The 19,719-nt window shown below is 69.7% G+C and carries 15 protein-coding genes; 6 read left to right on the top strand and 9 right to left on the bottom strand.

All coding sequences use genetic code 11. The annotated features are described in order from the left end of the window. The 3 genes from AB0B72_RS39190 to AB0B72_RS39200 form a co-directional block, all read left to right on the top strand. The coding region (locus AB0B72_RS39190; RefSeq protein WP_367744781.1) for a ricin-type beta-trefoil lectin domain protein at positions 1 to 513 on the top strand (513 nt) is incomplete at its 5' end. A gap of 90 nt (positions 514 to 603) precedes the next feature. Next, complete coding sequence (locus AB0B72_RS39195; protein ID WP_367744783.1) at positions 604 to 2,058, top strand: arabinofuranosidase catalytic domain-containing protein; 1,455 nt, start codon at positions 604 to 606, stop codon at positions 2,056 to 2,058. A 399-nt stretch (positions 2,059 to 2,457) separates the two neighbouring features. Beyond that, positions 2,458 to 3,882, top strand: coding sequence for a lectin (locus AB0B72_RS39200; protein ID WP_367744785.1), 1,425 nt, complete (start codon positions 2,458 to 2,460; stop codon positions 3,880 to 3,882). Positions 3,883 to 4,302: 420 nt separating this feature from the next. Here AB0B72_RS39200 and AB0B72_RS39205 read toward each other — a convergent pair whose 3' ends face one another. Further along, on the bottom strand, positions 4,303 to 5,685 hold the full coding sequence (locus tag AB0B72_RS39205) for a lectin (RefSeq protein ID WP_367744786.1): 1,383 nt from the start codon (positions 5,683 to 5,685) through the stop codon (positions 4,303 to 4,305). Positions 5,686 to 6,522: 837 nt separating this feature from the next. Here AB0B72_RS39205 and AB0B72_RS39210 point away from each other — a divergent pair. Beyond that, complete coding sequence (locus AB0B72_RS39210) at positions 6,523 to 7,212, top strand: CBS domain-containing protein (RefSeq protein ID WP_367744787.1); 690 nt, start codon at positions 6,523 to 6,525, stop codon at positions 7,210 to 7,212. 45 nt (positions 7,213 to 7,257) lie between these two features. On the opposite strand, the gene AB0B72_RS39215 is transcribed toward AB0B72_RS39210, so the two are convergent. Continuing rightward, positions 7,258 to 8,016, bottom strand: coding sequence for an isocitrate lyase/phosphoenolpyruvate mutase family protein (locus tag AB0B72_RS39215; RefSeq protein ID WP_367744788.1), 759 nt, complete (start codon positions 8,014 to 8,016; stop codon positions 7,258 to 7,260). Positions 8,017 to 8,277: 261 nt separating this feature from the next. On the opposite strand from AB0B72_RS39215, the gene AB0B72_RS39220 reads away from it, so the two are divergent. Continuing rightward, positions 8,278 to 8,685, top strand: a complete 408-nt coding sequence (locus AB0B72_RS39220; protein WP_367744790.1) for a YciI family protein — start codon at positions 8,278 to 8,280, stop codon at positions 8,683 to 8,685. Further along, entirely contained in the window at positions 8,682 to 9,860 is a 1,179-nt protein-coding gene (locus tag AB0B72_RS39225) for an RNA polymerase sigma factor (RefSeq protein WP_367744791.1), read from the top strand. The genes AB0B72_RS39220 and AB0B72_RS39225 overlap by 4 nt, the downstream gene beginning before the upstream one ends. Positions 9,861 to 10,053: 193 nt before the next feature. On the opposite strand, the gene AB0B72_RS39230 is transcribed toward AB0B72_RS39225, so the two are convergent. The 7 genes from AB0B72_RS39230 to AB0B72_RS39260 form a co-directional block, all read right to left on the bottom strand. Then, on the bottom strand, positions 10,054 to 13,572 hold the full coding sequence (locus AB0B72_RS39230; RefSeq protein WP_367744793.1) for a ThuA domain-containing protein: 3,519 nt from the start codon (positions 13,570 to 13,572) through the stop codon (positions 10,054 to 10,056). 60 nt (positions 13,573 to 13,632) lie between these two features. Further along, positions 13,633 to 14,511, bottom strand: coding sequence for a sugar phosphate isomerase/epimerase family protein (locus tag AB0B72_RS39235; protein WP_367744794.1), 879 nt, complete (start codon positions 14,509 to 14,511; stop codon positions 13,633 to 13,635). Then, a complete protein-coding gene (locus tag AB0B72_RS39240) occupies positions 14,508 to 15,728 on the bottom strand; it encodes a substrate-binding domain-containing protein (protein WP_367744796.1) in 1,221 nt (406 codons plus the stop codon). The genes AB0B72_RS39235 and AB0B72_RS39240 overlap by 4 nt, the downstream gene beginning before the upstream one ends. Further along, complete coding sequence (locus tag AB0B72_RS39245; protein WP_367744799.1) at positions 15,725 to 16,672, bottom strand: ABC transporter permease; 948 nt, start codon at positions 16,670 to 16,672, stop codon at positions 15,725 to 15,727. Before AB0B72_RS39245 ends, AB0B72_RS39240 begins: the two co-directional genes overlap by 4 nt. Next, on the bottom strand, positions 16,669 to 17,670 hold the full coding sequence (locus tag AB0B72_RS39250; RefSeq protein ID WP_367744801.1) for an ABC transporter permease: 1,002 nt from the start codon (positions 17,668 to 17,670) through the stop codon (positions 16,669 to 16,671). Before AB0B72_RS39250 ends, AB0B72_RS39245 begins: the two co-directional genes overlap by 4 nt. Then, on the bottom strand, positions 17,667 to 19,091 hold the full coding sequence (locus tag AB0B72_RS39255) for a sugar ABC transporter ATP-binding protein (protein ID WP_367744804.1): 1,425 nt from the start codon (positions 19,089 to 19,091) through the stop codon (positions 17,667 to 17,669). The genes AB0B72_RS39250 and AB0B72_RS39255 overlap by 4 nt, the downstream gene beginning before the upstream one ends. A gap of 417 nt (positions 19,092 to 19,508) precedes the next feature. Continuing rightward, positions 19,509 to 19,719 (bottom strand): ricin-type beta-trefoil lectin domain protein (locus tag AB0B72_RS39260; protein ID WP_367744803.1); only part of this gene is annotated, 211 nt, incomplete at its 5' end.

Below are 19,719 nucleotides of genomic sequence, written 5' to 3' on the forward strand. Positions count from 1 at the left end.
AGCGGCGCCGGCACCTTCTACGAAGGCGTCCTGACCACCGGCTACCCGACCGACGCCACCGAAGCCCTGGTCCAGGCCAACATCACCGCCGCCGGGTACGCGCCTGCGGGCAATCCCCCCGCGCAGGGCTCACAGATCGTCGGCAGCCAGTCCAACCGGTGCCTGGACGTCCCGAACGCCTCCACCACCAACGGCACCCAGGTCCAGCTGTGGGACTGCAACAGCAACGCCAACCAGAAGTGGACCGTGACCTCCTCCAAGCAGATCCAGGTGTACGGCAACAAGTGCCTGGACGCCTACGGCCAGGGCACGGCCAACGGCACCAAGGCGATCATCTGGGACTGCAACGGCCAGGCCAACCAGCAATGGAACGTCAACTCCGACGGCACCATCAGGGGTGTGCAGTCCGGGCTGTGCCTGGAGGCGAGCAACTTCGGGACCGCCAACGGAACCCCCGTCCAGCTGTGGTCCTGCACCGGCACGACCAGCCAGAAATGGACCGTGCGCAGCTGACCCGCGACAGATGACCGACCCCGGCGGGGCCCGGCAGGACCCGCCGGGGTGAGACGAACCAATCAGCACAAACGAGAGAAGGCGCATTCCATGATGCTCCTCAGAAATCTGAGAAAGACGCTCGCGGTCGGCGCGGGGGCGTTGATCGCCGCCGCCGTCGCCGGCGTGGCCGGCGTCGGTCCCGCCCAGGCCGCGACGTCAGGGCCGTGCGACATCTACGCTTCGGGCGGCACGCCCTGCGTGGCGGCGCACAGCACGACCCGTGCCCTGTACGCCAACTACAACGGCCCTCTGTACCAGGTGCGCCGTTCCTCCGACAACACCACCCGTGACATCGGCGTCCTGGCCGCGGGAGGAGTGGCCAACGCCGCCACGCAGGACTCCTTCTGCGCCGGCACCACCTGCCTCATCACCATCATCTACGACCAGTCCGGCCGGGGTAACCACCTCACCCAGGCACCCGGGGGCGGGGCCGCGCCCGGTCCCGACAAACTCGCCGACGCGACCCTGGCGCCGGTCACCGTCGGCGGCTCCAAGGCGTACGGCGTCTACTCGAGCCCCGGCACCGGCTACCGCAACAACCGGACCTCGGGCATCGCGACCGGGGACCAACCGGAGGGCATGTACGCGATCCTCAACGGCACGCACTACAACGGCGGCTGCTGCTTCGACTACGGCAACGCCGAGACCAACAACCTGGACACCGGCAACGGCCACATGGAGGCCATCTACTTCGGCAACAACAACTGGTGGGGCTCCGGGGCGGGCAGCGGCCCCTGGATCATGGCCGATCTGGAGAACGGCCTGTTCTCCGGCGTCAACCAGAAGAACAACCCCGGCGATCCGAGCATAAGCCACCGCTTCCTCACCGCCATCATCAAGGGCGAGCCGAACCACTGGGCCATCCGCGGCGGCAACGCCCAGTCGGGCGGCCTGTCGACCTTCTACAACGGCGTACGGCCCAACGTATCGGGCTACAACCCGATGAAGAAGGAAGGCGCCATCATCCTGGGCATCGGCGGCGACAACAGCAACGGCGCCCAGGGCACCTTCTACGAAGGCGCGATGACCTCCGGCTACCCGTCAGACGCCACCGAGAACCTGGTCCAGGCCAACATCACCGCCGCCGGCTACGCGACGACGACCATCCCCACCACGGGCCAGCAGATCGTCGGCGGTCAGTCCGGCCGGTGCCTGGACGTCCCCAACTCCTCCACCACCAACGGCACCCAGCTCCAGCTCTGGGACTGCAACAGCAACGCCAACCAGCGCTGGACGGTGACCTCCTCCAAGCAGATCCAGGTGTACGGCAACAAGTGCCTGGACGCCTATGGCCAGGGCACGGCCAACGGCACCCAGGTCATCATCTGGGACTGCAACGGACAGACGAACCAGCAGTGGAACGTCAACTCCAACGGCACCATCACCGGCGTGCAGTCCGGGCTGTGCCTCGACGCCAACAGCGCCGGCACAGCGAACGGCACGAAGATCATCCTGTGGTCGTGCAACGGCGGCGCCAACCAGCAGTGGAGCCGGCGCGGCTGACCCGCGGCAGGTGACCGACCCCGGTGGGGCGCCCGGCAGGACCGGCGCCCCACCGGGGAGAGTCCACCGGAACGGGACGGGCCGCCTCTCGACGGCCGGACCAGGTCGCATGACGGCGCCGAAAGGTACGGGCCCGGCCGGTCGCCGTCGGTCCTGACCGCCGTTTTGACGAGCCCGATCAGGAAAGCGTGAACTGTTCACGCCTTCGGCGACGCTCACGGAGCACACATAGGACGTCTTTCTCCTGATGGGATGCGGAAGCGGCCACATTTACCCCTTTTCGTCCTGACTCTCCGCAAGGATGAGCCGTTGACGCCGGTGATCGCCCGTCCTAACGTCTGACGTCTCTCACGAATGTGCGTCGAATCCCATCGACATAACCGCGCACAGGAGCGTGCAATGTCTTCAGACGAAGTCCCCGGAAGGGTTCCGCGCCGGGCCCCCCATGCGTATCCGGCGGGAACGCGGTCGCCGCGACGCCTGCTGACCGTCGTCCTCGCCGGGATCGTGGCCGGCCTCATGGTGCTCGTCGGCGCGGCGACGGCGCCCACGGCCTCCGCGGCCGACAACCCCTACCAGCGCGGGCCCGACCCCACCGCGAGCAGCATCGCCGCGAGCCGCGGCCCCTTCGCCACCGCGCAGGTGACCGTCCCCAAGGGCAACGGATTCGGCGGCGGGGTCATCTACTACCCGACCGACACCAGCCAGGGGACCTTCGGCGCCATCGCGATCGCCCCCGGCTTCAGCACCGCCTGGAGCTACTACGCCTGGCAGGGCCCGAGACTCGCCTCGTTCGGCTTCGTCGTGATCGGGATCGAGACCAACACCCTCAACGACTACGCCGACGCCCGGGCCACCCAGTTGCTCGCCGCCCTGGACTATCTGGTCAACAGCAGCTCGGTGCGTGACCGGGTCGACCGCAACCGGCTGGCGGTCGGCGGGCACTCCATGGGTGGCGGCGGCGCCATTCTCGCCGGCCTCCAGCGGCCCTCACTCCTGACCGTGGTCGGTCAGGCGCCGTACGTGCCCGAGGGCTCCCTGTCCGGCATCAAGATCCCCACGGTCGTGTTCGCCGGCCAGACCGACGGGACCGTGACCCCGCAGTACGCCCAGAACGCGTACAACACGATTCCCACCTCCGTCGAGCGCGCCTACGTCGAGATCGCGAACGAGGGCCACGGCTTCCCCGCCGGTGGAGGCGGCGGCAATTCGGGCGCCTTCGCGCGCACGATGATGGTCTGGATGAAGGTGTTCATCGACAAGGACACCCGGTACGGGCCGTTCCTGTGCCCGTCGTTGTCCAACGCGAGTGGCATCTCCAAGTACATGGCCAGCTGTCCGCTCGACCCGCCCGGCGGGCCGACGTCGTCCCCCAGCCCGCCGGTGTCCCCGTCCCCGTCGACGTCCCCCTCCCCCTCGGCGTCTCCCAGCCCTGGTACGGGGGGTGCGATCCGTGGTGTGGGGTCGGGCCGGTGCCTGGACGTGACCGGCGGCTCGGCCACCAACGGCGCGCAGGCGCAGATCTACGACTGCAACGGGCAGGCCAACCAGCAGTGGACCTCGACCAGCGCGAGTGAGCTGCGGGTCTTCGGCAACAAGTGCCTGGACGTCAACGGCGCAGGCACCGCGAACGGCAGCACCGTGATCATCTGGGACTGCAACGGCCAGAACAACCAGAAGTGGCGGTTCAACTCCGACGGCTCCATCACCGCGGTCGGCGCGAACAAGTGCCTGGACGTGCCCAACAACGCCACGGCCAACGGCACCAAGCTCGCCATCTGGACCTGCAACGGCGGAGCCAACCAGCGCTGGACCCGCACCTGATCCATCGCCTTCTTCCCCTTCGCCGGGGCGGCCTCTCGGGGCCGCCCCGGCACGCTGTTGTGGGGACCGTACGGTGATTACGGGACAGAGCCGATCACTGCACTGAGCAGACCCTGTTGTGTGCCCTTGGGCGCCCCGGCCGCACCGTCGCCGTACCGATCGGCGGTGACCCGGGCAGGGCAGGCGGGGCGCGGGGCCGCCGACGAGGGCGGGTGGGCGGCTCACTCATAGGAGAAGGTGGCCCCGCCCATTCGAAGCCTGTTCCTTGGAACCCGCCCCATGGGAAGCCCCCCTTGGAAAACCGCTCCTTGGAAAACCGCTCCTTGAAAACCTGCAACTTGGAAACAGGAAGCCCTCGCCGGGTCGGTCAGCCGTCCCGGCGAGGGTTCCGGTGTTTCGAGGGTGTCTTTTCGAGTCTGTCTAGACGCGGGTCCAGCGCTGGTTGGCTCCGCCGTTGCAGGTCCAGATGGCGAGCTTGGTGCCGTTGGCCGTGGCGTTGTTCGGCACGTCCAGGCACTTGTTGGCCCCGACGGCGGTGATGGTGCCGTCGGAGTTGAACCGCCACTTCTGGTTGTTCTGGCCGTTGCAGTCCCAGATGATCACAGTGGACCCGTCGGCGGTGCCTGCGCCGTTGACGTCCAGGCACTTGTTGCCGAAGACCCGCAGCTCACTCGCGCTGGTCGAGGTCCACTGCTGGTTGGCCTTCCCGTTGCAGTCGTAGATCTGCGCCTGCGCACCGTTGGTGGCCGAGCCGCCGGTCACGTCCAGGCACCGGCCCGACCCCACACCACGGATCGCACCCCCCGTACCAGGGCTGGGAGACGCCGAAGGAGACGGCGACGTCGAGGGAGACGGGCTGGGCGACGGGTTGCTCCCGAACTGGGAGAAGAAGTTCCACACCACGGCCTTGGTCCAGGTCCTGTCGCCGCCACCGCTGTCGGACGCGGACCCGTCCACCGGGCCGGGGGTGTGGCCGGCGTCGAAAGCGGCCCATGCGACCGGATACCCGGCCCGGCACCCCGAGTAGTAGGTGACGATGTGCGACAGGCTGCCCTGCGCCGGCTCCGGCGGGTTCTGGGCGGTGCAGCCGTTGTTGCGGACGAACCTGTCACGCAGCGACCGCCCCTGGGAGATGTTGAGCACCGGGTCCCTGAGGCCGTGCAGGCCGATGTAGGCGACGGGCTCGGTGCCGCCGCTGCATCCGCTGAGCTGCCCGCCGGAGTAGACCGCCACCGCGCGGAAGACCGTCGCCCGGTTGCACGCGAGCGAGTAGCTCATGCCGCCGCCGTAGCTGAAGCCCAAGGCGAAACGCTGGGAGGTGTCGACGCAGAGGTCGGCCTCGATCCGCCGGATCATGTCGTCGACGAAGACGGTGTCCTCGCCGCCGGGGTTGGCCCAGCCGTTGCCGTTGCCCTGAGGCGCGACGAAGATCGCGGTGTTGTTCGACAACGCCCTGAGCCCGTAGTAGGACCAGGTGTATCCACTGGTTCCGCCCGAGTCCACGTCGTTGGCGGTGCCGCCGTTCCAGTGGAACCCGAAGATCAACCGGTAGGGCGTGGTGTTGTTGTAGTTGTCGGGAATCCGCAGGATGAAGGAACGATTCTTCCCGCTGCTCTGAATCGTCTGCGAACCGCTCCTCAGCGTCGGGGTCTTTCCGCACCCGGCGGTCGCCGCCAGGGCGCTCGCGCCCGCCGAGGACGTGGTGGAGCCGAGGCTGTCGCTCAGCGCCGCCTGACCGGTGGCCAGGACGAGAAGCGCCGCGGCCGCGACTGCTCCGAAGAGGGATCTACGCCTCGACGTCACTCGACTCCCCTCTGCGGTTCGAGATCGACGTGTCTGGACAGGGAACATTCACTTCTCCTGGTCGGGGGGTGGGGGTCCTTGGCCGGCCGGCATGCGGGCTTATCGATCTGCCGGATATCAGATGGGGGCGGCGAAGCGCCGCTCTGATCGTGGAAGCCGAACTCGCGCCGGGGCGTTCACGACCGGTCGGGCCGCGACGAGTGGGCGTTGACATGAAGGAGATGTTGAAACGTGTCGAGTCTCCTCTCGTCGGCAGGCTGACGGAGTCGGTGCAGCGCAGCCAATCCGAGGTGCCGGGAAGTGTCAAGGAAGGGCCTCGGTCCGAAGGAGCACTCTCTGGGGAGGTCACGTCCCTTCCCCCCGCTGACCAGGAGGGGTCGTCACCCTCGCCACCGCGCTGTGATGTAAATTTCATCGACAATCGAATCGAGTCGATTCTTGGGCGCCTTAACGTCACTGAATCATGAGCGGCCGCGCGGCGAACGCGTGAGGGCGTGTGAGGATGTGTCCGGACGTGTGAGGACGTGTGCCCCTGCCGGCGACAGGGTGCACGGGCGGAATGCGGCATCCTCCTGCCGGAGTCCGTCGGCCATCGACACCGCCGGCGATGACCGGACCCGGCGGGATCACCGCGCGATCACCGCGGGATCCGGGCCGGACCGGCCTTCCTGGTGCCGCCCGTCGGCCGCTCAGAGGGCGCGGAGACGCTCGGGGAGCCCCGCCGCGCCCCCCTGTTGCCGATTCCCGGGGACGGCCACGTGTGGACGAATCTGAAACGGTCCATCGACTCCGCCAGGCCAAGGAAGGGGAACACCGGAGGAGAGGACGGGAGTCACCATGCACATGAAGGTCCGGGACGTCATGACCAGAGATGTCGCGTCAGTGAACGGCACCACGTCCTTCAGGGACACGGCCGAGGTGCTGATCGCCCATGGAGTGAGCGCCGTCCCGGTGGTGGACGGCGACGGTCACGTCATCGGCGTGGTCTCGGAGGCCGACCTTCTCCACAAGGAGGGGTTCCGGGCGCAGTACTACGGGGAGGGCTACCGGCCCCCGCTGCGGGTCCGGCTCCGCGGATGGCCGGCGAAGAAGGCCGATGAGAAGGCCGGCGGTGAGACGGCGGCCGAGCTGATGTCCGCTCCCGCCATCACCGTCAGGTCCTACACCAGCGTGGTGAGCGCGGCCCGGCTGATGAACGAGCATGGGGTCAAGCGGCTGCCCGTCGTCGACGACGAAGACAGGCTTGAGGGCGTCATCAGCCGCCACGACGTCCTGAAGGTCTTCGCCCGCGGCAATGACGACATCGCCCGCGAGGTCCGCGACGACATCCTGGAAGGCGCGTTGTGGACGGACGCGTCCGGCGTGCGCGTCTCGGTGGCCGACGGGGTGGTGACGCTGAGCGGCAGCACTGATCGCCACAGCGACGCGCGGATCCTTGTGAAGATGGCCGAACGGGTGAACGGGGTGATCGAGGTCGTGGACCGGCTGGAATGGAAGGACGAGGACATGTCCGCCCCGGCCGGATGATCCTCACGCGCCGGCGGCCGGCGACGTGGGCTCCCGGGCAGGTGGTCAGCCCCGCAGTTCCTGAACCGTGGCCTTCAGGTTGGCCAGCGCCTCGCGGTAGAAACGGGGGCCATAGGAGACCCGCGCCACGCCGAGCTCACGGAGCCTGGCCAGGTCGGGGCCTCCGGGCCTGGTGTTGCCGTTGATCGGGCCGGGGAGTTCGGCGACCAGGGTCGCGATGTCCCGCTCGTCGCCGGTGCCGAGCGGGTAGACGCAGTCGGCCCCGGCCTCCAGGTAGAGGCGGCCTCGGCGTACCGCCTCCGCGAGCCTCTCGTCCTCGGGGATCCCGGAACCCGGCAGGAAGGTGTCGGCGCGCGCGTTGATGACGATCGGCACGCCGGCGTCGTCCGCGGCGGCCCGGATGGCCGCCAGCCGCTCGGCGTGGACACCGGCGTCGACCAGCCCGCCCGCCCGGTGGTCGGTGTCCTCCAGATTGCAGCCGACCACGCCGATCTCCAGCAGCCGGTCCACCAGCTCCCGCGGTTCCATTCCGTATCCGGCCTCGGCGTCCATGGTGACCGGGACCGACACCACCCGGGCGACCCGCCCGGCCGCGGCGAACATCTCCTGCCAAGGCGCGCCCTCGCCGTCCGGGTAGCCGAGCATCGCCGAGATCGCGGCGCTGGCGGTGGCGACCACGGGGAACCCGGCCCCGGCCACGATCTCGGCGCCGGCCGCGTCCCACACGTTCGGCAGCACGAGCATCTCTTCGGCGTGGTGCAGCTCGCGGAGTCTGGCGGCCTGGGCCTTCAGGTCACTGGTCATGGGGTGTTCCTCCGTATCATGGATGTCTTCTGAGCAAGGTCGGCCGCGAGTCCCATCTTGCTCGATTGCGAACATGTGCGCGGCGGCGGGGTCGCAGACCCGGGCGAGGGCCGGCCGGCGGGTCGCGCCGGGGAGCGCCGCCGGCTGAAGCCGGAGATGCGTTTCGGCGAATTTCGCTGTGGGATGTCGAGAACCCGCCCGCGGCTCCGTCCCCGCAGTGAACACGGCCACCACGGGCCGTACCGCACCAAGGAGAACACGATGGCCAAGTACCTGCTGCTCAAGCACTACCGGGGCGCGCCGGCGTCGGTCAACGACGTGCCGATGGACCAGTGGACGCCGGAGGAGGTCTCGGCCCACGTGCAGTACATGCGTGACTTCGCCGCCCGGCTCGAGGAGACCGGCGAGTTCGTCGGCGAACAGGCGCTCTCCTCGGAGGGCACGTTCGTCCGTTACGACGGCGAGGGGCGGCCGCCGGTCACCGACGGCCCGTTCGCGGAGACCAAGGACCTGATCGCCGGCTGGATGATGATCGACGTGGAGACCTACGAGCGGGCGCTGGAGCTGGCCGGGGAGCTGTCCGCGGCTCCGGGTGCGGGTGGCAAGCCGATCCACGAGTGGCTCGAACTGCGCCCCGTCTACGGCCAGCCGCTCACGGTCACCGAGTGAACGAGCCGCTGCTGCGGGAGCTGGTGCCCGCGGTGATCGGTGTACTCGTCCGTCGCGGAGCCGACTTCGCGGCGGCCGAGGACGCCGTGCAGGACGCCATGGTCGAGGCCGTGCGCGTGTGGGGGGAGGATCCGCCGCGTGACCCCAAGGGCTGGCTCGTCACCGTGGCCTGGCACAAGTTCCTCGACGCCGCCCGCGCCGACACCTCACGGCGCAACCGCGAGGTACGCGTGGAGGCCGAGCCCGCGCCCGGCCCGGGCAACGAGGTGGACGACACGCTCCAGCTGTACTTCCTGTGCGCCCACCCCTCGCTGACACCGGCCTCGGCCGTCGCGCTCACGCTGCGCGCGGTCGGCGGCCTGACCACACGTCAGATCGCGCAGGCCTACCTCGTGCCGGAGGCGACCATGGCCCAGCGCATCAGCAGGGCCAAACGGACCGTCTCGGGTGCCCGGTTCAACCAGCCCGGCGACGTCGCCACTGTGCTGCGCGTGCTCTACCTGGTCTTCAACGAGGGCTACTCCGGCGATGTCGACCTCGCCGGCGAGGCGATCCGGCTCACTCGCCTGCTGGCGGCCAAGATCAACCATGAGGAGGTCGCGGGCCTGCTCGCGCTCATGCTGCTCCACCACGCACGGCGCCCGGCACGGACCGCCCCCGACGGCAGGCTCGTGCCTCTCGCCGAGCAGGATCGCGGCCTGTGGAACACCCGCCTGATCGCCGAGGGCGTCGACGTGCTCCAGGCGGCGCTCGCCCGCGACCGCCTGGGCGAGTTCCAGGCCCAAGCCGCCATCGCCGCGCTGCACGCCGACGCCCGCACGGCCGAGGAGACCGACTGGGTGCAGATCGTCGAGTGGTACGACGAACTGGTGCGCCTCACCGGCAGCCCGGTGGCCCGCCTCAACCGGGCCGTCGCGGTCGGCGAGGCCGACGGCCCGCGGGCCGGCCTGGCCGCCCTGGCGGGGCTCGACCCCGCCCTGCCCCGCCACACCGCCGCCGCGGCGTACCTCCACGAGCGTGACGGCGACCCGGTCACCGCGGCGCGGCTCTACGCCGAAGCCGCCCGATCGGCGTCCAGCCTCCCCGAACGCGACCACCTCACGCGACAGGCCGCCCGGCTCAACGCGCGACTGCGCAGTCGAGCGGCGGGCGGCAGGTCACCGGACGAGACGTGACCTCCCCTCAGGCACCTGGGGCGTCGCAGACGAACGGCGGGCCGTCTGTAGCCGGTCGCGACATGAGCGGCCGCGCCCCCACATGGGTGTCCTTAAATCGCGACGCCCGGCGCGGCCCCCTCCCATGACGAAAGCGGGCCGCGCCGGGCGTCACATCAACTGGTGAGCACGGTGCGATCGAAGCTGGATGGCCTTAGACGCGGGTCCACTTCTGGTTGTTCCCGCCGTTGCAGGTCCAGATCTGTGCTCGGGTGCCGTTGGCTGTGCCGGACACGTCCAGGCACTTGTTGGCTCCGACCGCGGTGATGGTGCCGTCGGAGTTGAGCCTCCACTTCTGGTTGTTCTGGCCGTTGCAGTCCCAGATGAGCACGGTGGTGCCGTCGGCGGTGCCGGCGCCGTTGACGTCCAGGCACTTGTTGCCGTAGACGCGCAGCTCACCGGCACTGGTCGAGGTCCACCTCTGGTTGGTGCCGTTGTTGCAGTCCCAGAGCTGCACCTGCGCACCGTTGGTCGTCGACGCGCCGTTGACGTCCAGGCACCGGTTCGACGCCACACCCCTCAGCGCACTCGTGCCCGCCGAAGGCGACGGAGACGGAGACGGAGACGGAGACGGAGAGGGCGAGGGGCTGCTGCTGCTCTGTGCGACACCCTTGCCGTTGAAGGTGATCGAGTCGACGTCGAACGAGTTCGCCGTCGGCGCCTTGAACACCACGTAGACGTTGTGGGTGCCACCGGGGTTGGTGACCGGCGCCGCCGGCAGGGACTGGTAGTTGTTCCAGCCGCCGGTGCTCGGCACCGAGCTGGACGCGATGAGCGCCCCGGTCGGCGAGTCGGCGCGCAGTTCGATGGACGCCCCGGTGCTCGACGGCGAGGCGACGCGGAACGAGACCGAGTCGATCCCGGTCAGGTTCATCGGAGTGAAGGAGATCCAGTCGTTGTTGGAGATGTCGCCGACGCGCCTGCCGCCCTCGGCTCCGCTCTCGTCGACGGTCCGGACGCCCGACGATCCGGTGAAGAACTCGGCCTGCTTGTGCTTGGGCTGCAGCGTGATGCCGGTGCTGCCCTTCAGGCCGCTGTTGTCGGTGTACTCGGCGATCAGAGCGTAGTAGACGTTGGCCGCCTCGTCGTGGCCGGAGGCGGTGGTCGTGATGTTCCCCGAGCAGCCGGTGACCTGGCCGGTGTCATGGCTGTGCTGGTCGTGGCCGAGCGCGGGGGTCACGACCACCTTCGAGCAGTCGACCGTGCCGTCCTCGGGATCGGTGACGTTCACCCTGTAGGCGACGGTGTCGCCGAAGGCGATGAACCCGCCGTCCGGCGGGGCCGTGAAGGCGACCGTGGGACGGGTGTTGCCCACCCCGATGGACAGGGTGATGGTGCCGGTCTTCCCGCCGGAGTCCCGGACGGTCAGCCTGGCGGTGTAGGTGCCGTTGGCGGTGTAGGTGTGGGACGGGTTCGCGCTGGTGGAGGTGCCGCCGTCGCCGAAGTCCCACGCGTAGGTGATCGCGTCGCCGTCCGGGTCGGACGAGCCGGCGGAGGAGAACGCGACGGTCAGCGGCGCGCTGCCGGAGTCCGGCGTGGCGCTCGCCTTGGCGACGGGGGCGCGGTTGCCGCCGGCGCCGCCGACGTAGTCGACCCGGTAGATGCCGTCGTCGGTGTTGGCGTGGCCGAAGCCGTTGCCCCAGTCGGCGTAGTACATGGCGCCGTCCGGGCCGAACTTCATGTCGATGGGCGCGTGCGGGGCGAGCTGTGCGACGAAGGGGCTGATCTTCAGGAGGTTGCCCGAGGAGTCCAGCCGCAGTTCCTTGACGAAGTTGCGGCTCCAGTCGTAGAAGAACGGCGTCTTGTCGAAGTACTCGGGGAACTTGCGGTCAGAGGAGCTGTTCGGGTCGTAGTGGTAGAACGGGCCGCCCATCGGGGCCGCGCCGCCGCAGCAGTTGATCTCGGGGAACTCCGCGGAGGCGTGGTAGTTGTACCAGATGGTGGCGGACTTGGCCGCCGGCAGGTTGGTCAGACCGGTGTTGTTGGGCGAGTTGTTGACCGGCGCCGAGCAGTTGAACTTCGCACCGGAGGTGTTGGTGGCGAAGTTGAAGTCGTTGAACGGGATGTTGTTGCCGACGCAGTAGGGCCAGCCGTAGTTGCCCGGCTCCTTGATCAGGTTCCACTCGACGGTGCCCTCGGGGCCCCGGTTGGCGTTCGCGGCGCCCGCGTCGGGACCGTAGTCGGCCGCCGAGATCCAGCCGGTGTCCTTGTCGACCGAGAAGCGGAACGCGTTGCGGAAGCCCATCGCGTAGATCTCGGGACGCGTCTTGGCCGTTCCGGGCGCGAAGAGGTTGCCCTGCGGGATCGTGTAGGTGCCGTCGGACTCGGGGTGGATGCGCAGGATCTTGCCGCGCAGGTCGTTGGTGTTGGCCGCGGAGCGCTGGGCGTCGTAGTGCTCGCGTCCGGACCGCTCGTCGATCGGGGCGAAGCCGCTGGAGCCGTTGGGGTTGGTGTCGTCCCCGGGTGCGATGTAGAGGTTGCCGTTCGGGCCGAACGCAAGGTAGCCGCCGGTGTGACCGGGCTCGTCGACGTTGCGGAACGCGGGAACCTCGATGATCTTCTTCTCGCTCGACAGGTCGAGCGTGGTGCCGTTCACCGTGAACCGGGAAACCCGGTTCACCTCACCGCCGTTGAGGGGCGAGTAGTTGAGGTAGACCCAGTGGTTGGTGGCGAAGTTCGGGTCGAGGGCCAGGCCGACGCCGCCGTCCTCGCCGCCGTCGTACACCGACAGGCTGCCGATCACGCGCGGCGCGCCGCCGGGGGCGATCATGTTGACCTTGCCCGACCGGGAGATGTAGTAGACCGTGCCGTCGGCCGCCACGTCCAGCTCCATGGGCTGGTCGGGCGCGCCGTCCAAGGTGACCTTCTGGTACCGGGACGTGACCGTGCCGCCGCAGTCGCCGGCCTCGGCGCCCGCCGCCCACTTCACCCCTCCGAGCAGGTGCTGCTTGAACAACGCCTCGGAGTAGGAGGAGGCGTTGTGGCCCATCGCGGTGGCCCACACCCGGCCGCCTTCAGGGTTGGAACACCACGAGATCGGGTGGTCGGCGCCCATCTTGTTCGCACCGGCGTCGTAGGTCGTCTCGTCCGCGGTGACCAGCACGTGGACGCTGCCGCGCATGTTCTTGTCGAAGTTGTACCACTCTTCGGTGCGCGTCCACCGGTCCGGCAGGCCCTTGGTGGAGGGATGGACCTTGTCGGCGACCTTGGCGGTGCCCTGCACGATCGAGGAGTGCTGGGTCATGTGCGCGCCGGCCAGCACGGTCTGGTCCCACCAGGGGAACTGCGACTCGATGTTCATGTCGACGGCGTTGTGGATCGCGACGATGCCGTGGCCGCTGCGCACGTACGCCTGCGCGGCCTGGCGTTGCGCGTCGTTGTCCCAGACCATGCCGGAGGTCTGGAGCATGATCACCGCGTCGTAGGTGTTCAGGTTCGCCGTGTTGAAGACGGAGGAGTCCTCGCTGCGGTCGAGCTGGAAGTTGTTGTCGGCGGCGAGCTGCTGGAACATCGTGATGCCGGCGCTGATGGAGTCGTGCCGGTAGGCGCCGGAGGCGGTCTTGCTGAACAGCAGCACCTTGAACAGCGGGGCCGCGGCCTGCGCCGGCACCGCGCTGAAGGGCAACATCAGCAGGACGGCGGTCAGGATGTGGAGCAGGCGTGGTCTTCGCATAGGGGTTCTCCAGGGGGTCGCCGGATTCGGGGCCGGGGTCGGGGACTGGGACAGGGCGGATTACGCCCGCGGGGCGTCCCGGCCGGTGGGGCCGGGGTCGTCCCGTCGGCTTGGAAGCGTGCGGAGGAAGGCGAGTCCGTCGGTGGCGAGGGCGTCCTGGGACGGGGCGAGCGGGCGCCAGATGGACGCGGCGGTGGCGATGGTGGTGTTGTCGCCGGTGAAGGACTCGATCACGAGCGGGCCGGTGTAGCCCGCGTCCTCGACGGCCGCGGCGAAGCCGGGCCAGTCGAAGTGGTCGGCGCCCGGGGCGCCGCGGTCGGTCCCGCACACCTGGATGTGCGCGATCCGGTCGCCGGCCAGCCGGACCGCTCCGAGCGGGTCCTTCTCCTCGATGTTCATGTGATAGGTGTCCAGGGCGAGGCCGCAGTCGTCCGGAAGGGCTTCGAGCGCCTGCTCCACGGTGTTCAGCAGGCTGGTCTCGTACCGGTTGAGCGGTTCGACGCCGATCCGGACCCCGTGCTCGGCCGCGTGGGCGAGGACCGGCTTCAGGCTCTCCCTGAGCTCGGCGTAGACGGCGCGGCGCTCGTCCGGGCTCATCGGCCAGGTCCGGCCGACGGAGGCGTAGGCGGGCCCGCTGACCGCGGGCGCGCCGACGGCCACCGCGACGTCCACGCAGTGCCGCAGGTAGTCCTGGGTCTCCTGGACAGTCTGGGGCGGGGCGCCGACCAGTTCACGCCCCGGCGGCATCGTGAGCACGACCGACGCGCCCAGCCCGAGCCCGGCAAGCAGGTCCGCCGCCCTGCCGGGATCCCATTCGCCGGGCCGCTCCACCGGCAGCTCGACGACGTCGAACCCCCACGCCGCGATCCGCGGCGCGAGGGTGGCCAGGGAGTCGTCGGTGAGCGGCGAGACCCAGACCCACGTGTTGACGCCGATCACGAAGTGCCGCCCCACTTCTCGGGGTAGCCGGGCAGGTTCTCGCAGCCGCACAGGGCGTAGTGCAGCGGCGGCATGCCGGGCTTGAGGTAGGTGGCGAGGTTCTCCTGGGTGACCGTCGGTTCCGGGAGGTTCCAGACCTTCGGCACCTGCTCGCCCTTGAGGATCTTGAGCGCCGCGATGACGGGCGTGCGCCACTGGTACGTCGGGTAGGTCGGGGCGATCGCGGTGAGCTTCGCGTCGCTCCACTTCTTCAGGAAGTCCTGCTGGTCCTCGCCGTTGATCGGCGGCACGGGCACGCCCGCGTCCTCGAACGCCTCGACGGCCGCGACGGCGGTGGCCCCCGCGTCCATCCAGACTCCGTCGATCTTGCCGTAGCGCTGGATGTAGTCGCTGACGATGCTCTTGGTCTTCGCGGCGTCGCCGTCGGTGAACTCCACGCCGACGACGTCGAGGTCGCTCTTGTCGAACGCGACCTTCGCCGCCGACCACCGGGTCTCCAGCACGTCCACACCGGGCAGGATGCGCAGCGCCAGGACCTTCCCGCCGGACGGCACCTTGTCGATGAGGAACTCGGCCGCCGTGGCGCCGAAGGCGTAGCCGCCGATCGGCTTGATGAAGGTGACAGGGCAGTCGGTCTGCACACCCCGGTCGAACACGATGACCGGCACCTTCGGGCAGGCCCCGGACACCGCGGGGGTCAGTGTCGCGGTGGTGTTGGGCGAGACGATCAGCACGTCACAGCCCTTGCCCTGCAGCTCGGCGATGTCGGAGATCTGCTTGTCGTCCTTGCCCTCGGCGTCCAGGGCGGTGAAGCGGGTGATCTCCTTGTGCAGGCCGACCTCCGCCTGCATGGTCTTCCAGCCGACCTGCCGCCAGGGGTTGTTGACCGCGGCGTTGGAGAAGCACAGGTGGTACGGCCCCGCCTTCTTGTACTTGGCGGTGTCGATCGGCTGCGCGTCGATGCTCTGCTCCCAGGGCTTGTCCGCGGGGCCGGTCGGCTGTGCCTGGCGCATCGCCATCTGCGCGTCGTAGTCGGCCTGCACGAAGAACTTCGACTGCGCTCCGGTGCCCTTGTCCGCCGCGCCGGTGGAGGCGGCCGGGGCGGCGGCGGAGGTGGTGGCGGAGGGCGAGGGCTTGTCGCTGGTGCACGCGGCCGCCGCCGTCGTCAGCACGGCCAGCACGGCGACGGCGAGGAGCCGCCGCGGATATGAACTCATGAGCTTCCTTCCAACACGGGGCGGCCGCGGTTCCTGCGCGGGAGGCTCACGGCCCCCAGCGCCACCGCGGCAATGATGATCACACCCTGTACGGCGGGCTCCAGCGCCCCCGAGACGCCGTACAGGTTGAGGAGGGTGAACAGCGCCTCCAGAGTGAAGGCGCCTGCCATGGCGGCGACCACGGAGCCGCGGCCGCCGCCGAGTACCACGCCGCCGAGCACGACGGCGGTGATGGCCTGGAACTCCAGGCCTTGGCCCACCTGGGCGGACACCCCGGCGAAGCCACCGAGCAGGACGGCGGCGACCGCCGCCGACAGCCCGGAGATCATGAAAGCCGCCGTCCGGACACGGGCGACGCGGACGCCGGACAGGGCCGCGGCCCGGTCGTTGTCCCCCGCCGCGATCAGGGTGTGGCCGAAACGGGCGCGCATCGTGAAGACCGCGGCCGCCGCCACCACGGCGAGAACGAGGACCGACCAGGGCACCGGGCCGAGGCTCCCCCGGCCGATCTCGCGGAACTCCGGGGACAGGGCGCCCCTCGGCGCGCCGCCCGTCCACAGGAAGACCGCTCCAGAAAGGATGAGCAGCATCGCGAGCGTCGTGATGAACGACGGGACGCGCAGCACGGTGGAGACGATCCCGTTGACCAGCCCGACGAGCGGGCCGAGGACGATCAGCAGGGCCAGGACGGGCCAGGTCACGTCCGCGGATCCGTCGATGAGCCGCGCCGCGATCACCACCTCGGCGGTGACGAGGGAGCCGACGGACAGGTCGAACTCGCCGGACACGATGACGAAATACTGCCCGGCCGCGAGGATCACCAGCGGCGCCGCCCGTTTGACGAAGGCGAGGAAGGCCGGCGGTTCCAGGAAGTAGGGGTTGACGACCGCGATCGCGACGAGCAGCGCGACCAGCACCACGAAGATCGGTAGTGCGCGTCTCATGAGGTCCGCCTCCCCCTCGCGTAGATCGCCAGGGCGGCCACCAGGACCACCCCGCGCACGACGTCCTTGGCGAAGGAGTCGATCTCCAACTGGTTGAAGATGCTGTCGAGGACGGCCAGGACCAGGACTCCGCCGACGGTTCCCGCGACCCCGCCGCGCCCGCCGGCCAGGGCGGTGCCGCCCAGCACCACCGCGGCGATCGACTCCAGGTCGTACCCGCCGTCCGTCCCGACCGTCGGCGCGCCCGCGCCGAGCCGGGAGGCGAGCAGCAATCCGGCGATCCCCGCGCAGACCGAGCAGAGCACGTGGGCGACGACCACGACCCGTTCGGTGCGGACGCCCGACAACCGGGCGACCTCGGCGTCCCCGCCCACCGCGTAGACGCGGTACCCGAACCGCGTCCGGCCGAGCAGCAGCGCGGCGGCGACCGCCACCACGGCCAGCAGCAGCGCCGACACCGGCACCGGCCCGATGCGGTCGTACCCGAGGTGCTGGAAGGACGCGGGCACGCTGCCCGCCGGCCCGTCGTACCGCTGGTCGAGCGCTCCTCGGATGATCAGGGCGACCCCGAGCGTGGCGATGAAGGCGTGCACCCGGAGCTTGGTGACGATCAGGCCGTTCACCAGCCCGGTCAGCGCGCTCACCGCGAGCACCGCGGCGATCGCGGCCGGCACGTTCGCGCCGGAGCCCGCCATGATCTCGGCCGCGACCAGCGACGTCAGGCTGATCAGGTAGGCCACCGAGAGGTCCAGGCTCCCCGCAAGGATCACCAGGGTCTGCCCGACCGCGACGATACCGAGGGCCGCCGAGCGCTGCTGGATGCCGACGATGTTCTCCTGGCTGAGGAACCGCCCGCCGTCCAGCGCGAACAGCAGCCAGCCGAGCAGGACGAGCAGGGCCAGCGCCACGTAGATGGCGCGTGCGGGCCGGTCGGCCGTCAGCCGCCGGAGGAACGAGCCCCCGGCCGGGACGGTTCTGAGCTTGATCTCCTCGGTCATGACGCGGCCGCCAGGCGCATCACGGCCTCCTCGGTGGCCCCTGCGGGCAGCTCCCCGGCGATACGGCCGTCCCGCAGCACGACGATGCGGTCGCTCATGCCGATGAGCTCGGGGAGCTCGGAGGAGATCATCAAGATGGCCGCGCCGTCGCGGGACAGCTCGCGCATCAGCTCGTGGATGGCGGCCTTGGCGCCGACGTCGACGCCACGGGTGGGCTCGTCGAGCAGCAGGACGCGCGGCGCGACCGTCATCCACTTGGCCAGCACGACCTTCTGCTGGTTGCCGCCGGACAGCAACCGGACCTCCTGGGCCGGCCGGGGCGGGCTGAGCCGCACCCGTTCGAGCAGCCGCTCGATCGCGGGCCCGCGCTTCCCTGTCGCCCGGGCGACGAGCATGGCGTTGTCGCGCACCCGCTGGTTCAGCAGGAGCCCTTCGGCCTTGCGGTCCTCGGTGACCAGGCCGATCCCCGCGCGGATGCCGTCGCGGACCGAGCGTGGACGGCGCGGCGTCATCTCGCCGCCGGTGAAGGGCTCCGCGCCGAACAACGCCTTGGCCAGCTCGGTGCGGCCCGAGCCCTGCAGCCCGGCCACTCCGACGATCTCCCCGGCGCGCAGGTCGAGGTCGATGCCGTGCAGCCGCGCGTTGCCGCCGCCGCGCACGCTCAGCATCACCTCCCCCGGTGGCTCCGCCGCCCGGGGCGGGTAGTAGGAGGCCAGCTCCCGGCCGACCATCAGGCGGACCAGGGCCCCGGTGTCCAGGGTGGACGCCTCCGCGGTGGTGACCCGGGCGCCGTCCTTGAGCACGGTGATCCGGTCGGCGAGCTCGAAGACCTCACGGAGCCGGTGCGAGATGTACAGGACCGCGATGCCGCGCGCGGTGAGCCGCCGCACCAGCGCGTAGAGCAGCTCCACCTCGTGGTCGGCCAGGGCGGCGGTCGGCTCGTCCATCACCACGATCCGGGCGTTCAGCGACAGCGCCTTGGCGATCTCGACGACCTGCTGCTGCGCGACCGAGAGCCGCCGGACGAGGTCTCGTGGCCCGAACGACTCCTCGCCGAGCGAGCTCAGCAGCTCACCGGTCGCCGACTCCATCGCGGCCCGGTCGACCACACCCCACCGGGCGGGCTCGCGGCCGAGGAAGACGTTCTCGGCCACCGTGCGTTCCCGCAGCAGGGTGAGCTCCTGGTAGATGATCGTGACCCCTGCCCGCTGGGCCTCGACCGGGTGCCGGAAGGCCACACTCCGGCCGTCGATCTCGATGGTCCCCTCGTCCGGGGTGTGGACCCCGGCGAGGATCTTCATGAGCGTCGACTTGCCGGCGCCGTTCTCCCCCACCACCGCGTGGACCTCGCCGGCGGACGCCTCCAGGTCGACCCCGTGGAGCACCCGCACACCGAGGAAGCTCTTGCCGATGCCGGACATCTTCAGCACGTGGCCCGCCCATCGGACCACGGGGCCGGGCCGGCTGCGGCCCGAGGCGCGGCGCCGGCGGCGGGACGCCCCGCTCGGCCGGACCGGGATTGAAGTGGTTCGCTCCGCAAATAGGTATGCCAAATGCATTTGTCAAGCATGCTTATCCATGGGATCTGGGAGCGCCCTGTATGGAACAGCGCCCAAGTTTCGTAAGGGTTGGGCGAGATTACTCCATTTAGAGTGATCTTGTCTGCCTCAATCCGGTCTAAATAGGGCTCAATACCGCTACAACATCGGACCAATGAGTACGAAACATCGCCTCACTCCCGGTACGGCTCCATCGAAGCCGCACCGGGCGGTGAGGGTTCCGAATGGAGCGGCTCACGGAGATTCCATGGCCGCTCCCCTCGGACGTGGAGGACGAGCTCAGACGCGGGTCCACTTCTGGTTGTTCGAGCCGTTGCACGTCAGGATCTGCGCCTTGGTGCCGTTGGCGGTAGAGGTGACGTTCAGGCACTTGTTCGCCCCGACGGCGGTGATGCTGCCGTCGGAGTTGAGGCGCCACTTCTGGTTGTTCTGGCCGTTGCAGTCCCAGATGAGGACACTGGTGCCGTCCGCGGTGCCGGCACCGTTGACG

The sequence above is a fragment of the Microbispora sp. NPDC049125 genome (assembly GCF_040802045.1).
In the GTDB taxonomy this organism is placed as follows: domain Bacteria; phylum Actinomycetota; class Actinomycetes; order Streptosporangiales; family Streptosporangiaceae; genus Microbispora.

Coding starts and splice junctions, on each gene's coding strand:
- AB0B72_RS39240 (WP_367744796.1), bottom strand. CDS start 15,728: ATGAGTTCATATCCGCGGCGGCTCCTCGCCGTCGCCGTGCTGGCCGTG.
- AB0B72_RS39230 (WP_367744793.1), bottom strand. CDS start 13,572: ATGCGAAGACCACGCCTGCTCCACATCCTGACCGCCGTCCTGCTGATG.
- AB0B72_RS39250 (WP_367744801.1), bottom strand. CDS start 17,670: ATGACCGAGGAGATCAAGCTCAGAACCGTCCCGGCCGGGGGCTCGTTC.
- AB0B72_RS39195 (WP_367744783.1), top strand. CDS start 604: ATGATGCTCCTCAGAAATCTGAGAAAGACGCTCGCGGTCGGCGCGGGG.
- AB0B72_RS39220 (WP_367744790.1), top strand. CDS start 8,278: ATGGCCAAGTACCTGCTGCTCAAGCACTACCGGGGCGCGCCGGCGTCG.
- AB0B72_RS39245 (WP_367744799.1), bottom strand. CDS start 16,672: ATGAGACGCGCACTACCGATCTTCGTGGTGCTGGTCGCGCTGCTCGTC.
- AB0B72_RS39200 (WP_367744785.1), top strand. CDS start 2,458: ATGTCTTCAGACGAAGTCCCCGGAAGGGTTCCGCGCCGGGCCCCCCAT.
- AB0B72_RS39255 (WP_367744804.1), bottom strand. CDS start 19,091: ATGTCCGGCATCGGCAAGAGCTTCCTCGGTGTGCGGGTGCTCCACGGG.
- AB0B72_RS39215 (WP_367744788.1), bottom strand. CDS start 8,016: ATGACCAGTGACCTGAAGGCCCAGGCCGCCAGACTCCGCGAGCTGCAC.
- AB0B72_RS39210 (WP_367744787.1), top strand. CDS start 6,523: ATGCACATGAAGGTCCGGGACGTCATGACCAGAGATGTCGCGTCAGTG.